13 protein-coding genes are annotated in these 16,402 nt (G+C 70.5%); 4 read left to right on the top strand and 9 right to left on the bottom strand.

All coding sequences use genetic code 11. From position 1 onward, the window contains the following. Positions 1-118: 118 nt before the first annotated feature. Entirely contained in the window at positions 119-1,072 is a 954-nt protein-coding gene (locus tag ACYVO6_RS18240; protein ID WP_461062445.1) for an ABC transporter permease, read from the bottom strand. 2 nt (positions 1,073-1,074) lie between these two features. Continuing rightward, complete coding sequence (locus tag ACYVO6_RS18245; protein WP_461062446.1) at positions 1,075-2,658, bottom strand: ABC transporter substrate-binding protein; 1,584 nt, start codon at positions 2,656-2,658, stop codon at positions 1,075-1,077. Positions 2,659-2,976: 318 nt separating this feature from the next. On the opposite strand from ACYVO6_RS18245, the gene ACYVO6_RS18250 reads away from it, so the two are divergent. Then, positions 2,977-3,894, top strand: a complete 918-nt coding sequence (locus ACYVO6_RS18250) for an MHYT domain-containing protein (protein WP_461062447.1) — start codon at positions 2,977-2,979, stop codon at positions 3,892-3,894. Positions 3,895-3,972: 78 nt separating this feature from the next. Here the strand turns inward: ACYVO6_RS18250 and ACYVO6_RS18255 are convergent, their stop codons facing one another. Further along, positions 3,973-4,455 (bottom strand): VOC family protein, encoded by a 483-nt coding sequence (locus tag ACYVO6_RS18255; RefSeq protein ID WP_461062448.1) that lies wholly within the window; start codon positions 4,453-4,455, stop codon positions 3,973-3,975. 437 nt (positions 4,456-4,892) lie between these two features. Beyond that, complete coding sequence (locus tag ACYVO6_RS18260; protein WP_461062449.1) at positions 4,893-6,197, bottom strand: DUF6777 domain-containing protein; 1,305 nt, start codon at positions 6,195-6,197, stop codon at positions 4,893-4,895. Between the two features lie 161 nt (positions 6,198-6,358). On the opposite strand from ACYVO6_RS18260, the gene ACYVO6_RS18265 reads away from it, so the two are divergent. The 3 genes from ACYVO6_RS18265 to ACYVO6_RS18275 are packed head-to-tail and all read left to right on the top strand — an operon-like array spanning position 6,359 to position 8,901. Then, positions 6,359-7,639, top strand: coding sequence for a streptophobe family protein (locus tag ACYVO6_RS18265; RefSeq protein ID WP_461062450.1), 1,281 nt, complete (start codon positions 6,359-6,361; stop codon positions 7,637-7,639). 30 nt (positions 7,640-7,669) lie between these two features. Then, positions 7,670-8,368, top strand: a complete 699-nt coding sequence (locus tag ACYVO6_RS18270) for a class I SAM-dependent methyltransferase (RefSeq protein ID WP_461062451.1) — start codon at positions 7,670-7,672, stop codon at positions 8,366-8,368. A gap of 41 nt (positions 8,369-8,409) precedes the next feature. After that, positions 8,410-8,901 carry a carboxymuconolactone decarboxylase family protein gene (locus ACYVO6_RS18275; RefSeq protein ID WP_461062452.1) on the top strand — a complete coding sequence of 164 codons (492 nt, stop codon included), beginning with the start codon at positions 8,410-8,412 and terminating at the stop codon, positions 8,899-8,901. Between the two features lie 161 nt (positions 8,902-9,062). Here ACYVO6_RS18275 and ACYVO6_RS18280 read toward each other — a convergent pair whose 3' ends face one another. The 5 genes from ACYVO6_RS18280 to pabB all read right to left on the bottom strand — a co-directional run bounded on the left by ACYVO6_RS18280 (position 9,063) and on the right by pabB (position 16,383). Beyond that, positions 9,063-9,857 carry an aminotransferase class IV gene (locus tag ACYVO6_RS18280; RefSeq protein ID WP_461062453.1) on the bottom strand — a complete coding sequence of 265 codons (795 nt, stop codon included), beginning with the start codon at positions 9,855-9,857 and terminating at the stop codon, positions 9,063-9,065. Between the two features lie 31 nt (positions 9,858-9,888). Beyond that, positions 9,889-11,064, bottom strand: a complete 1,176-nt coding sequence (locus ACYVO6_RS18285; RefSeq protein ID WP_461062454.1) for an FAD-dependent monooxygenase — start codon at positions 11,062-11,064, stop codon at positions 9,889-9,891. Then, positions 11,061-12,629 carry a class I adenylate-forming enzyme family protein gene (locus ACYVO6_RS18290; RefSeq protein WP_461062455.1) on the bottom strand — a complete coding sequence of 523 codons (1,569 nt, stop codon included), beginning with the start codon at positions 12,627-12,629 and terminating at the stop codon, positions 11,061-11,063. The genes ACYVO6_RS18285 and ACYVO6_RS18290 overlap by 4 nt, the downstream gene beginning before the upstream one ends. Positions 12,630-12,691: 62 nt before the next feature. Then, entirely contained in the window at positions 12,692-14,266 is a 1,575-nt protein-coding gene (locus ACYVO6_RS18295) for an AMP-binding protein (protein WP_461062456.1), read from the bottom strand. Next, on the bottom strand, positions 14,263-16,383 hold the full coding sequence (pabB, locus tag ACYVO6_RS18300; protein WP_461062457.1) for an aminodeoxychorismate synthase component I: 2,121 nt from the start codon (positions 16,381-16,383) through the stop codon (positions 14,263-14,265). Before pabB ends, ACYVO6_RS18295 begins: the two co-directional genes overlap by 4 nt. Between the last annotated feature and the right edge of the window lie 19 nt (positions 16,384-16,402).

Here is a 16,402-nt window from a genome sequence, read left to right on the forward strand (position 1 = left end):
ATCGCGAGGCCGATCGTGGCCGCCCGCGAGGACCGGAGCGTGCGCCAGGCGCGGGCCGCGGTGGAGGGCTTGGCGAGAGGAGCGGCGGGCGCGGGCGCAGGGGTTTCCAGGGTGGTCATCAAGTCCTCCCGCGCGTACGGAGCCTGGGGTTGAGGGCCATGGCGCCGAGGTCGGCGGCGAGGTTGCAGGCGACGTACACGATCGCGCTGATCAGGGCGATGGCCTGGATGACGGGCAGGTCCCGGTTCTGCACGGAGGACAGCATCAGTTTGCCGATACCGGGGTAGTTGAAGACGTTCTCGACGACCGCGACGCCGCCCGCGAGCCAGGCGACGTTCAGGGCGATGACGTGCAGGGTGGGCAGCAGGGCGCCGGGGAGCGCGTGCCGGGTGACGACTCGCCACGTCGACAGTCCCTTGAGCCGGGCCGTGGTGACGTACTCGCTCGCCATCACGTCGATGACGGACGTGCGGGCCATCCGGACGATGTACGCGGCCATGACGATCGCGAGGGCGAGAGCGGGGAGCCATACGGCGGGCAGGAGTTGACCGACGCTCGCCTCGGGTCCGTACAGCACGACGGCCGGGAACACCGGCAGCGCGACGGAGAAGCACAGCACCAGCACGGTCGCGACGACGAACTCGGGGACGCTCATCCCGACCAGGCTGACCGTGGAGATCAGATGGTCCGGCCAGCGGTCGCGGTACAGGCCGGCGAGGATGCCGAGCAGCAGCGAGCCGGTGACGGCGAACAGGACCGTGATCAGAGCGATCAGCGCGGAGTTGCCGAGATACATGCCCACTTCGCCGCCGACCGCCTTGCCGGAGACGAGCGAGACACCGAAGTCGCCGTGCAGGGCGCCGGCCGTCCAGTCGGCGTATCGCTCCCAGGCGGGCCGGTCCAGCTTCAGCTGTTCGCGCAGCGCGGCGACCGCGTCCGGCGTGGCGTCCCTGCCGAGGACCTGGGTGGCGACATCACCGGGCAGGGCCTGGACGGCGAGGAAGACCAGGACCGAGGAGAGGAAGAGCGTGCCGACGGCGGCGAGTACGCGGCGGGCGATGAACGAGAGCATGCTCAGGCTCCCTTCAGGCCGATGCCGAGATAGTCGAACTCGAAGCCGTACTCGGCGTATCCGCGCACCTTCCGCGAGAGGCCCACGAGCCGGTCGGCGAACATCGGGGTGATCGCCCCGCCCTTCTCGATCACGAAGGTCTGCGCCTCGCCGTACAGTTCGCGCCGCCGCTCGTCGTCCGTCTCGCTGCGGGCCCGGTCGAGCAGCGCGTCGAAGTCCTTGTCGGACCAGGCGGTCTCGTTGTAGGAGGAGCCGCTGCGGAAGACCTGGGTGAGGAGCTGGTCGACGGGTCGGCCGGTGAACCAGTACGTCGCCATGAGCGGCTTCTTCATCCAGATCTGCGTGTAGTACGAGTCCGCCGCGGCCGTCCTGACCCGGATCCGGATGCCGGCTCGCCTGGCCGAGTCCTGGTAGGCGAGGGCCATCGGCGTGAAGACCGGGTCGTAGGCGGACGTGTAGAGGTCGACCGTCAGGCCTTCATGTCCGGCTTGCTTCAGCAGGTACCGGGCCTGCTCCGGGTCGCGCTCGGGGTGCGTGGTGATGTGGGCCGGGTCGCTCGGCGGCACCGGGTTGTCCCAGCCGGCCGTGCCCGCGCCCTGCAGGGCGACCTTCACCACGTGCTCGGGGTCGTAGGCGAGCTTCATGGCCTGCCGGACGCGTACGTCGGTGAAGGGTTTCTCCGTGGTGAGCATCGGCAGCACGTACCACTGGCCGTTCTCGACCCGGGCGATCGTCGCGCGGTCGGAGGCCGCGATGACCCGGGCGGTGGCGAAGTCGAGGTTGGTCTGGGAGAGGAGATCAACCTGCCCGGCCAGCAAGGCATTTGATCGGGCCGACATGTCTGCGACGGAGTAGAAGGAGATGGCGTCCAGGACCGGGCGGCCCGCCCAGTGGTCCTCGTACGCCGTGATCCGGCCGGGTCCCGCGGGAGTGAACGACTCCAGCTTGAAGGGGCCGGTGCCGATACCCGTGCGGCCGATGCCGCGGGCGCTGCCGTCGGGGATGACATAGCAGTTGTAGTGCGTGAGGAGGCTCGGGAACTCCGCGTTCGGGGTCTTGAGCGGCACAACCAGCGTGTGAGCGTCGGGAGTTCGCAGCCTGTCGAGGTCGACGAGCGGGGCCAGGACGGCCGCCTGCGGGGACGCCGTCTTCTCGTCGAGGATGTGCCGCAGGGTGTACGCGGCGTCGGCGGAGGTGAGCCTGCGCCCGTCGTGGAAGGTGACGCCCTTGCGGAGGCGGAAGGTCCAGGTGCGGGCCCTGGCATCCGGCTCCCAGGACTCGGCGAGGTCGGGGGCGACGGTGCCGTCCGCGCCGATGCGGACCAGCCGGTTGTAGAGGGCGCCGAGGTATTCGTACGCGGACAGGGCGCTCGCCGGGTCGAGGGTCTCGGCGTCCGAGGCGGGCGGCCGGGCGATCCGGAGGGTGCCGCCGCGATCCGGGGCGCCCTGTTTCTCGTCCGTGGGCAGGGCGGGCGCGGCCGAGGCGCCGGTGCAGCCGCTGAGCAGCCAGGACGCGCCGAGCGACGCGGCGCTAGCGGCTCCCGCGGCGAGGACCGACCGCCGTCCCGGGTGATGGGTGTCGGACATGTGTGCCGACCACCCCTCTCGCTATTCGTTCGGTGGAACGATTGAGTGAACAGCGTGAACGATAACGTGGGCAGAGACCCCCGCCAACCCGTGGAGCGCGGAACTTAACCTTGGGAAACCCAGGCGTTACGGGCTCCGGCGACGGGTACGCTCGGGGCGGGCCTGCATTCGAACCGGTCGGTTTGCGCCAACTGAGGGCAGCATTTGCGTCAGGCCGCGCCGACATGGCCGAGTACCGACGGTAAGGGCTTGCTACGCCGACCCTTCGGACGCGAACCTTCACTTTTCAACTAGCCATGCCTCGGGGGGAATTGGCCTATGCCAGGCACAGTGGACGGATTCAGCTACGGCGCGGTCACTCCGGTGGCCGCCTATCTCATGGCCTGCCTGGGCGGGGCTCTGGGACTGCGCTGCATCGTCCGGACCCTGTTCAACAACAAGCAGTCGTGGAAGCCCGGTTGGCTGGCGCTCGGCGCGGCGGCGATCGGATGCGGCATCTGGACGATGCACTTCATCGCGATGATCGGTTTCCAGGTCGAGGAGACGCGCCTGCGCTACGACGTCGGCCTGACCGTGCTCAGTCTCGTCGTGGCGATCGTCGTGGTCGGCATCGGCGTCTTCATCGTGGGATACGGCGGCGCCTCCGGCGGCACGCTGTCCATCGCGGGGATCGTCACCGGTCTCGGCGTCGCCGCCATGCACTACTTAGGCATGGCGGCCATCCAGATGGACGGGAGCATCCACTACGCCCTGGGCACCGTCGCGCTCTCCATCGTGATCGCAGTCGTCGCCGCGACCGCCGCGCTGTGGGCGGCCGTCTCGATCCGGGGTTTTCTGACGAGCCTGGGCGCCAGCCTGGTCATGGGTGTGGCCGTGAGCGGCATGCACTACACGGGCATGGCCGCGGTCAGCGTGCATCTCCACGACACGACCGGCGACCCGCAGACCGGCGACTCGCCCATGTCGCTCCTGCTTCCCATGCTCATGGGGCCGATCATCTTCCTGGTGCTGGCCGGATCGATCGTGATGTTCGACCCGCTCCTGGTCTCAGGGGACGGTGAGGCGGGCCGGCCCGTCTCTCGGCGTCGGCGTGTCACGGCTGAGAGCGACGCCGAACCGTCCGCGCCCCGGCCCGGCTCGCTCTTCGAGGGGTTCGACGGTTTCGAGGAGCCGCCCGGCTCCACGGGACGCCGCCAGGGACAGTACGAGGCCTCGAAGTCCGCCTACGAGTGGTGAGTTGTCGTGGCGCCGGCGCACAGCGGTCGGCTCGCCCGACGGTGGTGTGAGGCGGGCCGGCCGCTGTGCCGCTCCGGCTCACTCGCCCGCGACGGCCTTCTCCAGGGTGGCGATGTCCAGCTTCGACATCTTCATCATCGCCGCCATCGCCCTGGCCGCCCTCTCCTCGTCGGGGTCGCCGATGAGCTCGAGGAACCTGGACGGGACGACCTGCCAGGAGACGCCGAACCTGTCCTTCAGCCAGCCGCAGGGGCCCTCCTGGCCGCCGCCCTCGGTGAGCTTGTTCCAGTAGAAGTCCACCTCGTCCTGGTCGTCGCAGCGGATCTCGAAGGAGATGGCCTCGTTGAACTTGAACTCCGGGCCGCCGTTCAGGGCGACGAACTTCTGCCCGTTAGCCACGAACTCGACGGTTACGACGGTGCCGGCGGGGCCGGGCCCGGCCTTCGTGTAGCGGAGGACTCGGCCGAGCTTGGAGTTCTTGAAGACCGAGACGTAGAAGTCCGCGGCCTCTTCCGCCTGGCCGTCGAACCAGAGACATGTGGTGAATCCGTCGGTGGTCATGAGCTACCTCCTGGTGGATGAACGCTGTCACCTGTGTCGACTGATGCTCGTCCGAAAACTCATCGGTGGCGGGTGCTTCTGGCGGTTGGGCGGGGCGCCTACGGGGGTGGTGGGTTCGGTTCGTTGGCGACTGCGGGCCCGTCGTGGCTGGTCGCGCCGTTCCCCGCGGGGTGCCTCCGGCGGTTGGGTTCGTTGTCGGGTGCGGGTGCGTGGTGGCTGGTCGCGCCGTTCCCCGCGCCCCTGGGGTGCGTGGGTGGGTCGGGGCCGTGGGCCGGTGCGTCAGCCCGTCGCAGGCCGGGCATACGGCCCTTTGCTGGTACACGGTGCGGGTTTCCTGAGACAGAACCTACGCGACGGGCATAGGACGCACCGGCCCACGGCCCCTCCCGCCGGTGGGCAAGTGCAGGCGCGTGGGGGTGCGGGCTTTTAAGGCCCCTTTAGTAGTTCGGGACCGGCTCGGAACCAGAGGCCGGGGCGCTCATCGTGTCGGGGGACTCTTGGTCGGGGGGCGAGTCGGCGGGCTCGGAACCAGAGGCCGGGGCGCTCATCGTGTCGGGGGACTCTTGGCCAGGGGGCGAGTCGGCGGGCTCGTCCGGAGGGGGTTCGGACGTCGTTGGCTCGGGTTCCGGGGACGTCTCGTCCGGGGACGTCTCGTCGTCCGGATACGTCTCGTCCGGAGACGTCGTTTCCGTGGGCGGCTTGGTCGGTGTAGCCGGTGAGGTCGACGGGCAGGGGCTCGTGCCGGGCGGGCAGGACGGGGACGGGCGCTTCTCGGGTGGCTTTGTCTTCTTGTCCTTGGTGCCGGTGTCGCCCTTGTACCGCTCGATCCACTCGCCGTTGTCGGGGTCGTAGAGGACGAAGGTGTTGATGACCCGGGGTGCGGGCGAGACGACCACGACGTTCGACGGCCGGTACGAAGGCCAGGAGTCGCCCGTCCTCTTGGGCGTGCCCTGCTGCGCGACCGGCGGTGTCAGCGGGTTGCCGCAGGCGCAGCGTACCCGGGGCACGCCGCGGTCGTCGATGAGGACGGCGGTGCCGGACTGCAGGACGGCCTGGTAGCTGTTGGCGGTGCCGTCGCGGTAGCCGTGGTTGGTGACGCGGGTGTCCATCCGCAGCTGTACGGGGGTGAGCGAGCGCAGATACCCGGGGACGCCGGAGGGCTCGAGGCCCAGGACGGAGGCGAAGGCCTCGTTCTTGGCCGGGGCCTCTTGGAGGTAGGTGATCTGCTTCTCTACGTCACAGGCTGCCTTGTTCCGCGTACCGCCGTAGAGGCCGGGTGCCGAACCGTCCACGCCGCGCGTCACGTTGGCGGAGTCCGAGGTGGTCGTGGGCGAAAGTGTCTCGGGGACGGTCGAGCTGTCCTCTGCCGTCGACCCGGTGAAGGGGTCGGGGCCCGACTTGCCCGCCGCCTGGAGGAAGACCTCGCCGCCGGAGCCCGAGGTGCCGCCGTCGGGGCGGGTGAAGACGACGGCCAGAACCACGGCGGCGACGGCCACGAGTGCGATGACCGCGACGCGGGGCGCAGACATCCACCACGGCCGGGCGGGTCCGTTACCGGGGCCGGGCTCGGCCGGACCCAGCGGGCCGCTGGGTCCGGAAGGGCCGCCGCCTCCCGGCCCCCCAGCCTCCGAGCCGCCGCCCGACGGGCCCAGCGGGGCACGCGGGGGAGGAGGCTCGGACGGACCCAGCGGGCCCGAGGGCGGTCCGGTGGGGCGGCCGGAGGACGGCGGTTCGACGCTCACGAGCTCTTCTTCCCGAGGATGAGATTTACGGCATTTCAGACCTTTAATGCCGATTAATCTGCAATGAACCTATTGTGTGCTCCAGTCCAGTATCGTCCGCAAGCCGACGCGGTCGGCCCTCTCGGCAGGCGCGCCGCCGCAGCCCTGCCTAGCGTGGCAACGTGAGCACCCGGACATCTCCTGACCAGGCAGTGGCCCGCCACGGGTGGGTCGAGGCCGTCGTGACGGTTCTCGCCGGAGTGGTCGTCATGGTCGTGGTCGCCGCGCTCGGGCTGTGGGCGGCCGGAGCGACGGAGCTGCCGGAGGGCGCGTTTCCGCGGGTCGTCCTGGCCGCCGTGGTGGCGGCGGTCGGCGGTTCGGTCGAGTTCGCGGGCAACGCCGGAGCCCTCGCCGAGACCCAGGCGAACCTGACGGTGCTCCCCCTGTCGGTGGCCCTCGCCGGAGTCCTGGTCATCGCCGCCGGATTCCTCCGGCCGCTGCGCCACCGAGCCGTCGCCGGGGCTCCGGAACTGGCGGGCTGGGCCGCCCGTATCGCCGTCGTCTGGCTCCTCGCCCTGATCGCCCTCTCGCTGCCGGCCCGCCAGACCTTCGACATCTCGCTCGGAGAGGACGGCCTCGGCGACATCGGCGACCTGTTCGGGGAGGAGGCATCGCCCCGGGTGGGCTTCGAGGCCGACGTACCGGTGACGCTGTTCTTCGGGCTGCTGTGGCTCGCGGGTGTACTGGTCCTCGCGCTGCTGGTGTCGCGGAAGGCCCCGCTTCCGGCCCGGCTGCTGCGCTTCCAGGAGTCGGTACGGCCGGCCGCGTTCGCGATGGTCGTGCTGCTCCTCGCGTACGTCGTCCTCGGCCTCCTCATCGCCCTGGTCGTGGCGGCGACGCGCGGGTATGCCGTCGAGACGTTCGCCTTGATTCTCCTCGGGCTGCCCAATCTCGTCTGGCTCGCCTTCACCATCGGCTTGGGCGCCTCGTGGGAGGGCCGCGTCGACGGGCCGTTCGGGCTGCCCATGCCACGGCTGCTGGATCTTGTGATGCGTACGCCGGACATCTCGAGACTCGATCTGCGGACGCTCTCCGAGCACGACGGCAGGGTGTGGTGGCTGGTCGTCGTGAATGCCGTGCTGCTGCTGGCCGCCGCGTTCCTGATGGCCGCCCGCTCACCGGCCCGGACGCGGCTTTGGCAGCACGCCCTGCGCATGGCGGTCGCGCTCGCACTCACGGTGCTCGCCGTCTGCCTCATCGGCAAGATCTCCGCGCACTACGGCCTGTCGCTCCTCGGCATCGGTGACCTCGGCGGCGGGCTGTCCGGTGACCTCCTGCTGCGGCCACGGCTGTGGACCGCTCTGGGATTCGCCGCGCTCTGGGGGCTGGTGGCCGGCTTCCTGGGAGGGCTGCTCGCCTGGCGTGTGCACCGGCGGGGCGAAGTGGCCAGTACCCGACTGTGAGGCCGATGAGGCGTACTACGGTACGTCTCCATGATCGAGCCGGACTTCCTGCACACCACCCGTACGGGGTACGACTCCGTAGCCGCCCGTTACGCCGAACTGTTCGCCGACGGGCTCGAGGACTGGCCCCTGGACCGGGCGATGCTCGCCGCGTTCGCCGAGTTCGTACGGGCGGACGGCGCCGGGCCGGTCGCGGACCTCGGCTGTGGGCCCGGTCATGTGACCGCGCTGCTGCACTCGCTGGGGCTGACCGCGTTCGGCGTCGACCTGTCGGCGGAGATGATCGCCATCGCCCGTAAGGCGCATCCGGAGCTGCGGTTCGATCAGGGCTCGATGACCGCGCTGCCCCTCGACGACAGCGCACTCGGCGGGATCCTCGCCCGGTACTCGATCATTCACACTCCGCCCGAGCGGCTGCCGGAGGTGTTCGCCGAGTTCCACCGGGTGCTGGCGCCGGGCGGCCAGCTGCTCCTCGCGTTCCAGGCCCACGACGATCCCTCTCAGCTCGCGGAGGCGTTCGACCACAAGGTGGCGCTCGCCTACCGATGGTCGCCCGGCCCCCTCGCCGACCTGCTGCGCGAGAGAGGGCTCGTCGAGGTGGCGCGTCTGGTGCGGGAGCCCGACGAGGACGACGAACGGGGCTTCCAGCAGGCCCATCTACTGGCTCGCAAGGGTGAACCAGCCGCTTTCCGGCGGCCTTTGCCCACGAGACGGAAGAATTCCGCCTGATTCCGCTGCAGGGCCCGTCATTACGGGGTTAGAGTCACCCCATGTCCCACAGCGATGCCATAACCCGCGTGTCCCTCAAGAGAATTACTCCCCACGTCTCCGGAGCGATGGGCGCCCTGCATGGTGCCGCCGTTTCCGCGGCGCGGGATGCCAAGATCGAGCCGGAGCTGCTCGAACTGCTCAGAATTCGCGCGTCCCAGATCAACGGCTGTGCGTTCTGCCTCGACATGCACACGAAGGACGCCCGCGCTCAGGGCGAGACCGAGCAGCGCGTCTACGCGCTGAGTGCCTGGCGGGAGACCCCGTTCTTCACCGAACGGGAGCGCGCCGCCCTGGCGTTGACCGAGGCAGTGACCCTGGTACACGACGGACGGGTCCCGGACTCGGTGTACGCGGAGGCCGCCGAGGTCTTCGACGAGGAGCAGATCGCGGCACTGATCTGGGCGGCCACCGTCATCAACGCGTACAACCGCATCGCCATCGCCACACGTATGACTCCGGGCGCTTATGAGCCCAAGAAGAAGGCAGACTGAGGTCTCAAACAATGACTCCGGAACAGAATCCGGTCTGAAATTGAAAACGGGTCGAAGGCGCCGGGCGATTGAATTCGTCCGGCGCCTTCGGTTTCGGATGTGACCTTTTCGTCGCGGGTCGCAGAGGCGCTCCTCTCGCCGTTGAGTTATCGCAGTTGAGTTCAGGTGATCGGCAACGGCTCCATGATGTCGTCCAGCCATTTCCTCCATTCCTCGGCCCGCACCGCCGGGCCCGCCTCCAGCGGTCTTCCCTCCCACGCGACCACCGGACGGATCCCGTGCAGGGCGTTCACCAGCCACACCTCGCGGCCCTCCAGCTGCTCCAGGGTCCGCTCGCGCTGAGCGAGCTGGACGCCGGTGGCCACGGCCCGTTCCTGGATGAGACCGAGGGTGACTCCCGGGAGCAGGGGCAGCTGCGGTGGGGGCGAGCAGAGGGTGTCGTCCTCCCACCACAGGAGGCTTGAGCTCGATCCCTCCAGGACGAGGCCCGAGGGGGCGATGAGTACGGCCTCCTCGGCGCCCTGCCCGGCCGCCCGCTGCCGGACCCGGGCCAGGACGTCCAGGTCGGGGCCCTTGCGGCGGGGCACGGTCCGCGGGTCGGGCTGGCCCGCCGCCCACACCCGCACTTCGGGGGCGAGTGCCGGGGCATGCCGCAGCAGGAGCCTCAACTGCAGGGATCCCCGGACGAGTTCGACTCGAGGGAACCACGTTCCCGTACGGGGCAGGGCCGCGGTCATGTCCCGCCAGAACTCGGTGAGTTGTCCGGGCGGTGGGGCGCCGCAGTCGGCGCAGGCGCGCTCGAAGCGTGCGCGGTGCCTCTCGAAGCCGCGCACCAGTCCGTCGCGCAGCAGCCACGAGTCCGCGGCCAGCAGTCGGGTGTCGGCGGCCAGACCCCGGGTGAGACCACCGCCCGGGTTCCACGCCAACAGACCCTCCGCAGTTGCGGGTTGCGTCATAGAGACTCCTCTCATTACGTGTCTACGTGCCCTAGTACTTGCGGCCGGCGCTCGCCGGTGGGCCCTTGCGTGGCCCGTAGGGAGCGTGCTCCAGCCAGGCCCCGCACCACGGCAGTACGGGGGCGAGTGCCGCTGCCGTGCGCTGTTTGACCCGTACGATCCGCCGCCGGGGCCGCAGATGGTCCAGTGCGGTGCCAGCGGCGGCGCTGTTGAACAGGGCCGCCGCGCGCCGGGCCGCGGCGAAGTGGGCGACCGCTTCCGGCACTCCGGTGGCAATGGCCTCCGCCGCGGCCGCCGCGTCGGCGATTCCGCTGTTCATGCCGCGCGCGCCGAACGGCGGGAAGAGGTGCGCCGCCTCGCCGACGAGCAGCACCCGGTGGTACGGGTCGCTGAAGGAGGCGGCGACCTTGCGCAGGAAGCGGTATGTCGACACCCACAGGATCCGCTCGGCGTACTCCTCCCCCACCACGGCCGGCAGCCAGCCGCGTACGGACTCCTCCGTGCCGTACGCCTCCTGACGGTCGTCGTCGCGGCACTGGAGGTCGAGCTGGAAGCCGCCGGTGAACGGCACGCGCATCACGCTGCGTCCGCCGACGCCGGGATGCTCGTAGTGGAAGACCCGCTCCAGCGGGAGTTCCGCGCCCGGAATGTCGGCGACGTCCACGACGACGTGGAAGCCGTTCGCGTGGCTGCCCTCCAGGGCGATGCCCAGTTCGCGCCGCAGCGCCGAGCGGGCGCCGTCGGCGGCGATGACGTGACTGCCGGTCCAGGTGCGGCCGTCGTCGGTCAGGGTGACGCCGGCCGGGCCGGTGCGTACGCCCACCACCTCGGCGCCCCACACGAACTCCACTCCGGCGTCCTTGCAGGCGGCGAGCAGGAAGCGCTCGGTGTCCACCTGACGCAGGCTGGTGAAGGGCGGTGGTCCGGAGGGGGGCGGGAAAGTGCGGGAGTAGACCTCGCGGCCCCGGTACAGGGTGCGCTTGGTCTGCCAGGTGCGTCCGTACGCGGTGATCTCGTCGGCCAGCCCCGGTCGCATCGATTCGAGCAGGTGCAGGGTCTCCCGGTGGACGAACAGGGCGCGGCTGCCCGGCCGTTCGCGGCCCTCGGGGTCTGCTTCCAGGAGGGTGACCGGCAGGTCGCGGGCGCGCAGGGCGAGGGCGGCCGACAGGCCCACGGGTCCCGCGCCCACCACGATGACGGGGCTCATGTGCGGGTGCCCTCGGTCAGCATGCGGGTGATCTCCACCCGCTTCACCTTCCAGGTGGCGGTCATCGGCAGCTCCTCGAACCGCCACTGTCGTGGTTCAGCCATCGCGGGCAGGTCACCGGTGGCCTCCTTCCATCGCTCCATGTCCAGGGGCGCGTCATCGCGGACGCACACGACCGGCACGGGTTCGCGGTCGGCGCCCGGCACGATGACGACCTCGCGCAACTCTTCCAGGCGGGACATCAGGGTGTCCTCGACCTCCAGGTTGCTGTGCACGGAGTCGATCTGGTCGATCTCACGGTCGATCAGATACAGGGCGCCCAGCCGGCTCTGGTAGCCCATGTCGCCCATCTGCCACCAGTCACCGTCGAGTTGGCGCAGGTACTGCTCCCGCGCGCCGAGATAGGTGAGGATGCGGCCTCTGGTGCGGGCCTCGATCGGTCCGGGTGTTCCGGGCCTGGCCCGCCCGCCGGAGCCGTCGGCGATGCGTACGCGCGTGAAGCCGGGGATGCCGATCCCTACCCGGCGGCCGTCGGCGCGGGCGGCGCTGCGCCGGGTGAACCACTGGAAGGCGACCGGGCCCGTCTCGCTCTGCCCGTACAGCTGGATCAGATACGGCGAGCGGCGCTTCGAGGCGTCCAGCAGCCGCCGCACGGTCCGCGGATGGATCGCGTCGAAGGTGGAGCCGTACGAGCGGACCCGGGACAGCGGCGCTCCGGGGGCGTCGGCCAACTCCTCCCACAGCACGAAGGTGTTGGGGTGGGTCTCGACGATGCCGGGGCGGTGGCGGGTGAGGAGGGGGCCGACCGAGGCGGGTTCGGGGTGGGTGATCAGCACCAGTGGGCTGCCGAAGTGCAGCAGCACGCCGAGCAGATGGTAGAAGCGCGAGTGTACGAACGACATGTGCAGTGCCGCGATTTCGCCGCGGGTGGGCCAGCCCATCGCCTTCTGTGGTACGAGGCGGTTCCACATGGTGTTCGGGCAGTGCACGGCGAGCTTGGGCACGCCGGTGGTGCCGGAGCTGTGTGTGATGAGGGAGGGTTCGCGGGGGTGGAGGCGTACGGGCGCGGGCGGCTTGCTGCCGGCGTACTGCTCCAGGGGGACGGCTCCGGGCGCGTCGTCCACGGAGAGCGTTTGCCGTACGAGCGTGGGGAGTTCGACGTCCTTGAGGGGTCCTTCCAGTTTGGCTCGGTCGGTGATCAGCCAGGGCTTGCGGAGGCGCTCGATGAGCTGTCCGGCCACTGGGCCTGCCAGCGCGGGCGCGAGCAGCGCGGGGACGGCGCCGATCCGGGAGACGGCGCAGGTCAGCAGCACGATGTCGACGTTGTCCGACTTGTGGATGACCACCTCCTCCGATGGCCTGACCCCGGCCTCCCACAGCCGGGCGGAGAGTTCGTCGACGAGGTCCGCGAGGACTGTGTAGCTGAGGTAGACGCCGAGGTCGGGGTTGACGTCCAGCGGCCGGTCCAGCGTGACGAAGGCCGCGCCGTGGCGGTCTGCCGCCTGCCGGAACATCGGGCCCAGATAGAAGCCGCGGTCGGGGAGCAGGGGCTGCTGCTGTCGCATGCGCCCAATCCTTTCTGCTGTGGTACCTGAGGCCGCCGGGAACGGCGGGACGGCGCTCATGGTCACCACGCGCCCTGGCGGACGAGGTGGCGGCGGAGTTTTCCGGTGGGGGTGCGGGGCAGCGTCGGCACGAAGCTGACGCTCCTGGGGACCTTGAAGGCGGCGAGACGGTCGCGTGCCAGGGCGATGAGTTCGGCTTCGAGGCCCGCCGGTATCGGGGTGACGGGGACGACGAAGGCGCGTAACCGGTTCGCGCCGCGCCGGTCGGTGACGGCGGCGACGGCGACCTCCTTCACCGCGTGATGGGTCCGCAGTACGGCCTCCACCTCCAGCGGGGAGACGGTGATGCCCCCGACCATCTCCATGTCGTCGGCGCGGCCCAGGTGCCGGATGGTGCCGTCGGGTTCGCGGCGCGCCCGGTCCCTGGTGGCCAGCCAGCCGCCGACCAGGGTGCGCTCGGTCTCCTCGGGCCGGTTCAGGTAGCCGGACGTCAACGTCGGTCCGCGCACCCACAGTTCACCGGATGTGCCGTCGGACACCGGGCGTCCCGCGCTGTCGCGCACCTCCACCTCGAAGCCGGGTACCGGGCGGCCGACGGTGCCCGGGTGGTTGTGCTGGAAGCTGTTGGCGCAGAAGGCGTGCCCGGCCTCGGTGGAGCCGATCTGTTCCAGCACGGGCGCGCCGAGCAGTGCGGTGATCTGTTCCCCGAGCCCGGCGGGCATGCCCTCACCGGCCGACACCGCGGCGCGTACCGAGGCGAAGCAGGCGGTGTGACCCCCGGCCCGGTCGGCCACGAGGGCGGCGTACGCCGACGGCACGGAGTAGAGCAGGGTCACCCGGTGCCGTACGACGATCTCGTCGATGGCCGCGGGGGTCGGGCGCCGGTCCACCAGTACGGCGGAGGAGCCGGAGAACAGCGGGAAGGCGAAGGTGTTGCCGAAGCCGTAGGCGAAGAACAGCTTCGACACCGACAGGGTGACGTCCTCCGGGGTGATCTTCAGCAGCCGCCGGCCGATCAGGTCGTGGTAGGTCTTCGGGTCGCCGTGGCAGTGCACAACTCCCTTGGGGCTGCCGGTGGTTCCGGAGGTGTACTGGATGTACAGCGGGGTGTGCGCGTCGACCGGGTGGGCGTCGGCGGTCGGCTCCGCGGTCCGGGTGAGCGCGACCAGCTGATCGGCGCCGAGGCGGGCGCGGTCCGCGAACCGGTCCTCGAGGCCCGGTCCGGTCACGCACAGCGCGGCCTGGGTGTCCTCGGCCATGAACTCGTGCTCGGTGGCGGTGAGTTCGGGGTTGACCAGCACCGCGACGGCTCCGAGGCGGGCGGTGGCGAGGAAGGCCGTCACCCAGGCGACGGAGTCGGGCAGCGCGATCAGTACCCGGTCACCGGGAGCAACGCCGTGGTCGGTGAGCACGGTGGCCGCTCGGGCCGCGAGGTCGTGCACCTCGCCATGGGTCCAGGACTGGTGGCCCTGGTGGAAGGCGGTCCGTGCGGTCCAGTCGCGCCGTTCGGCGAGCGCGGCGAGGTGGGCGGCCAGGTTTCCGGGGGCGCCCGCGTCGGCGAAGGTCCGCGTGGCGTGCAGGGTCGTCAGACTGGTCGTGGGCTGCGCGGTCGGCCGGTCTGTGTGCGTGGTCGTCATCGAGTGGGCTCCTCGGCAGCGGCGGGGACAGCGGTGTGCTCCTGGTGGACGGCCCGCATCTGTGCCGCGGTCTTCAGCAGCATCTCGTCGTACTCCGCGGCCGGATCGGAGTCGAGGACGATCGCGCCGCCGGCCCCCAGGTGCATCAGGCCGTCGGCGAACACGGCGGTGCGGATGACGATGCTCAGATCCGCGCCGCCGCCGCACCCGAGGTAGCCGAGGGCGCCGGAGTACACGCCGCGGGCCTCGGTCTCCAGGGAGTCGATGATCTCCATGGTGCGCAGCTTGGGCGCGCCGGTCATGGAGCCGCCGGGGAAGCAGGCGCGTACGCAGTCGACCGCGTCCGTGCCCTCGCGCAGCCGTCCCTCGACGGTGGAGACGAGCTGGTGGACGGTGGCGTACGTCTCGGTGGCCATGAGGCGGGAGACCCGTACCGTGCCGGTTTCGCAGACTCGGCCCAGGTCGTTGCGGAGCAGGTCGACGATCATCAGGTTCTCGGCGCGGGTCTTGGGGTCCGCGGCCAGGTCGTCCCGTAGCCGGGCGTCCTCGTCGGGGGTGCCGCCGCGGGGTGCGGTGCCCTTGATGGGCTTGGCCTCGGCGATGCCGTCCGGGGTGATCCGCAGGAAGCGCTCGGGGGACGAGCCGGCCACGTCGAGGTCGCCGAACCTCAGGAAGGCCCCGTAGGGCGCCGGGTTGACGCGTCGGAGCACCCGGTAGAAGTCGTACGGGTCTCGCGGCGCGGGTAACCGGGCGGCGTTGGTCAGGCAGATCTCGTAGCTGGTGCCTGCCCTGAGTTCCCGCTGGCAGGCCTCGATGTCCGCGAGGTAGGTGGCCCGGTCGCGGACCAGCCACGGTACGGCGGCGTCGAGGTCCGGCTCGGACGTGACGGGCAGCGGCGGCTTGTCCGTGGCCACGAAGCTGAGCTGGGCCATCGCGCTGTCGAGCCAGTCGGTGGCCTCGCGGGTGGCCTGCGGGGTGTCCTCGGCCAGGCAGACGGCGTAGGTGAAGCCCTCCTCGTGGTCGACGGCGATCAGCCGGTCGGCGAACAGCCAGCAGGAGTCGGGGGTTTCGGCCCGGTGGCGGTTGTCCGATCCGCAGTCGGCCTTCAACTCGTAGCCGAAGTAGCCGACATAGCCGCCGGTGAAGTCGAAGGGCAGCCCTGTGCCGTCGACATGACGGGTCGCCAGCTGCCGCTTCAGGTAGTCGAAGACGGAGGAGCGGATCTTGCGCAGGGGCCGTCCGGGCCGCTCGATCTCGCAGAGGCCGGTGTCGACGTCGTAGCGGACGAACTCGGCGAGCGGGCCCCTGCCGTCCCCGAAGAACGAGAAGCGGGACTGGCCCTCCTCGACGCGGGAGCTGTCCAGCCAGAACGCCCGCGGGGCGTCGGCGCACATACGGGTGAAGGCGGCCTCGGCGTCCACGGCGGTGGCGATGCGGCGGGTGTGCAGCCGGTGGGCGGGACGCGGGGCTTGCCGGGGGCGGGGGATCGCCGCCGCGGCCGGGGTGACCGCGGTGTTCTTCGTACGCGGCCTGTGGTCCCGTTCCGCGGTGAGGTTGCGGAAGTTGACCAGCATGCGGTGGCCGTAGTCGGTGAGTACGGACTCGGGGTGGAACTGCACCCCCCACAGGGGCCGGGTGCGGTGCCGCAGCCCCATCAGGACGCCGTCCTCGGCCCAGGCGGTGGCCTCCAGGGTCTCGGGCAGCGGCTCGCGTACGGACAGCGAGTGGTAGCGGACCACGGTGAAGTGCTGCGGCAGCCCCTGGAACAGGTCCCGGCCGTCGTGCCGGACCGTGGAGAGGTAGCCGTGCCGGGGCTCGGGGGCGGCCTCGACCAGTCCCCGCTCCCCCACCGCGATGCCCTGATGCCCCAGGCAGACGCCCAGTACGGGGATCTCGGCCTCGGCGAGCACCCTGGCGGCGATGCCGAAGTCACGCGATTCGGCGGGGTGTCCCGGTCCCGGCGACACCACTACATTGTCGAATTCGCGCAGATCCGGAATTTCGTCGGCCGGGGTGTCATTGAGGATCACCACCGGCTCCTCGCCGTTGACCTCGGCGATCAGCTGGAACAGGTTGTACGTGTACGAGTCGTAATTGTCGATGAGCAGGGTCTTCACCCGCCCACCTCCTTTTGTC

The sequence above is a fragment of the Streptomyces pseudoechinosporeus genome, from assembly GCF_054783935.1.

Excerpts from the sequence above, each read along its gene's own strand:
- ACYVO6_RS18240 (WP_461062445.1), bottom strand. The coding sequence starts at position 1,072 with ATGCTCTCGTTCATCGCCCGCCGCGTACTCGCCGCCGTCGGCACGCTC.
- ACYVO6_RS18245 (WP_461062446.1), bottom strand. The coding sequence starts at position 2,658 with ATGTCCGACACCCATCACCCGGGACGGCGGTCGGTCCTCGCCGCGGGA.
- ACYVO6_RS18250 (WP_461062447.1), top strand. The coding sequence starts at position 2,977 with ATGCCAGGCACAGTGGACGGATTCAGCTACGGCGCGGTCACTCCGGTG.
- ACYVO6_RS18255 (WP_461062448.1), bottom strand. The coding sequence starts at position 4,455 with ATGACCACCGACGGATTCACCACATGTCTCTGGTTCGACGGCCAGGCG.
- ACYVO6_RS18270 (WP_461062451.1), top strand. The coding sequence starts at position 7,670 with ATGATCGAGCCGGACTTCCTGCACACCACCCGTACGGGGTACGACTCC.
- ACYVO6_RS18275 (WP_461062452.1), top strand. The coding sequence starts at position 8,410 with ATGTCCCACAGCGATGCCATAACCCGCGTGTCCCTCAAGAGAATTACT.
- ACYVO6_RS18280 (WP_461062453.1), bottom strand. The coding sequence starts at position 9,857 with ATGACGCAACCCGCAACTGCGGAGGGTCTGTTGGCGTGGAACCCGGGC.
- ACYVO6_RS18285 (WP_461062454.1), bottom strand. The coding sequence starts at position 11,064 with ATGAGCCCCGTCATCGTGGTGGGCGCGGGACCCGTGGGCCTGTCGGCC.
- ACYVO6_RS18290 (WP_461062455.1), bottom strand. The coding sequence starts at position 12,629 with ATGCGACAGCAGCAGCCCCTGCTCCCCGACCGCGGCTTCTATCTGGGC.
- ACYVO6_RS18295 (WP_461062456.1), bottom strand. The coding sequence starts at position 14,266 with ATGACGACCACGCACACAGACCGGCCGACCGCGCAGCCCACGACCAGT.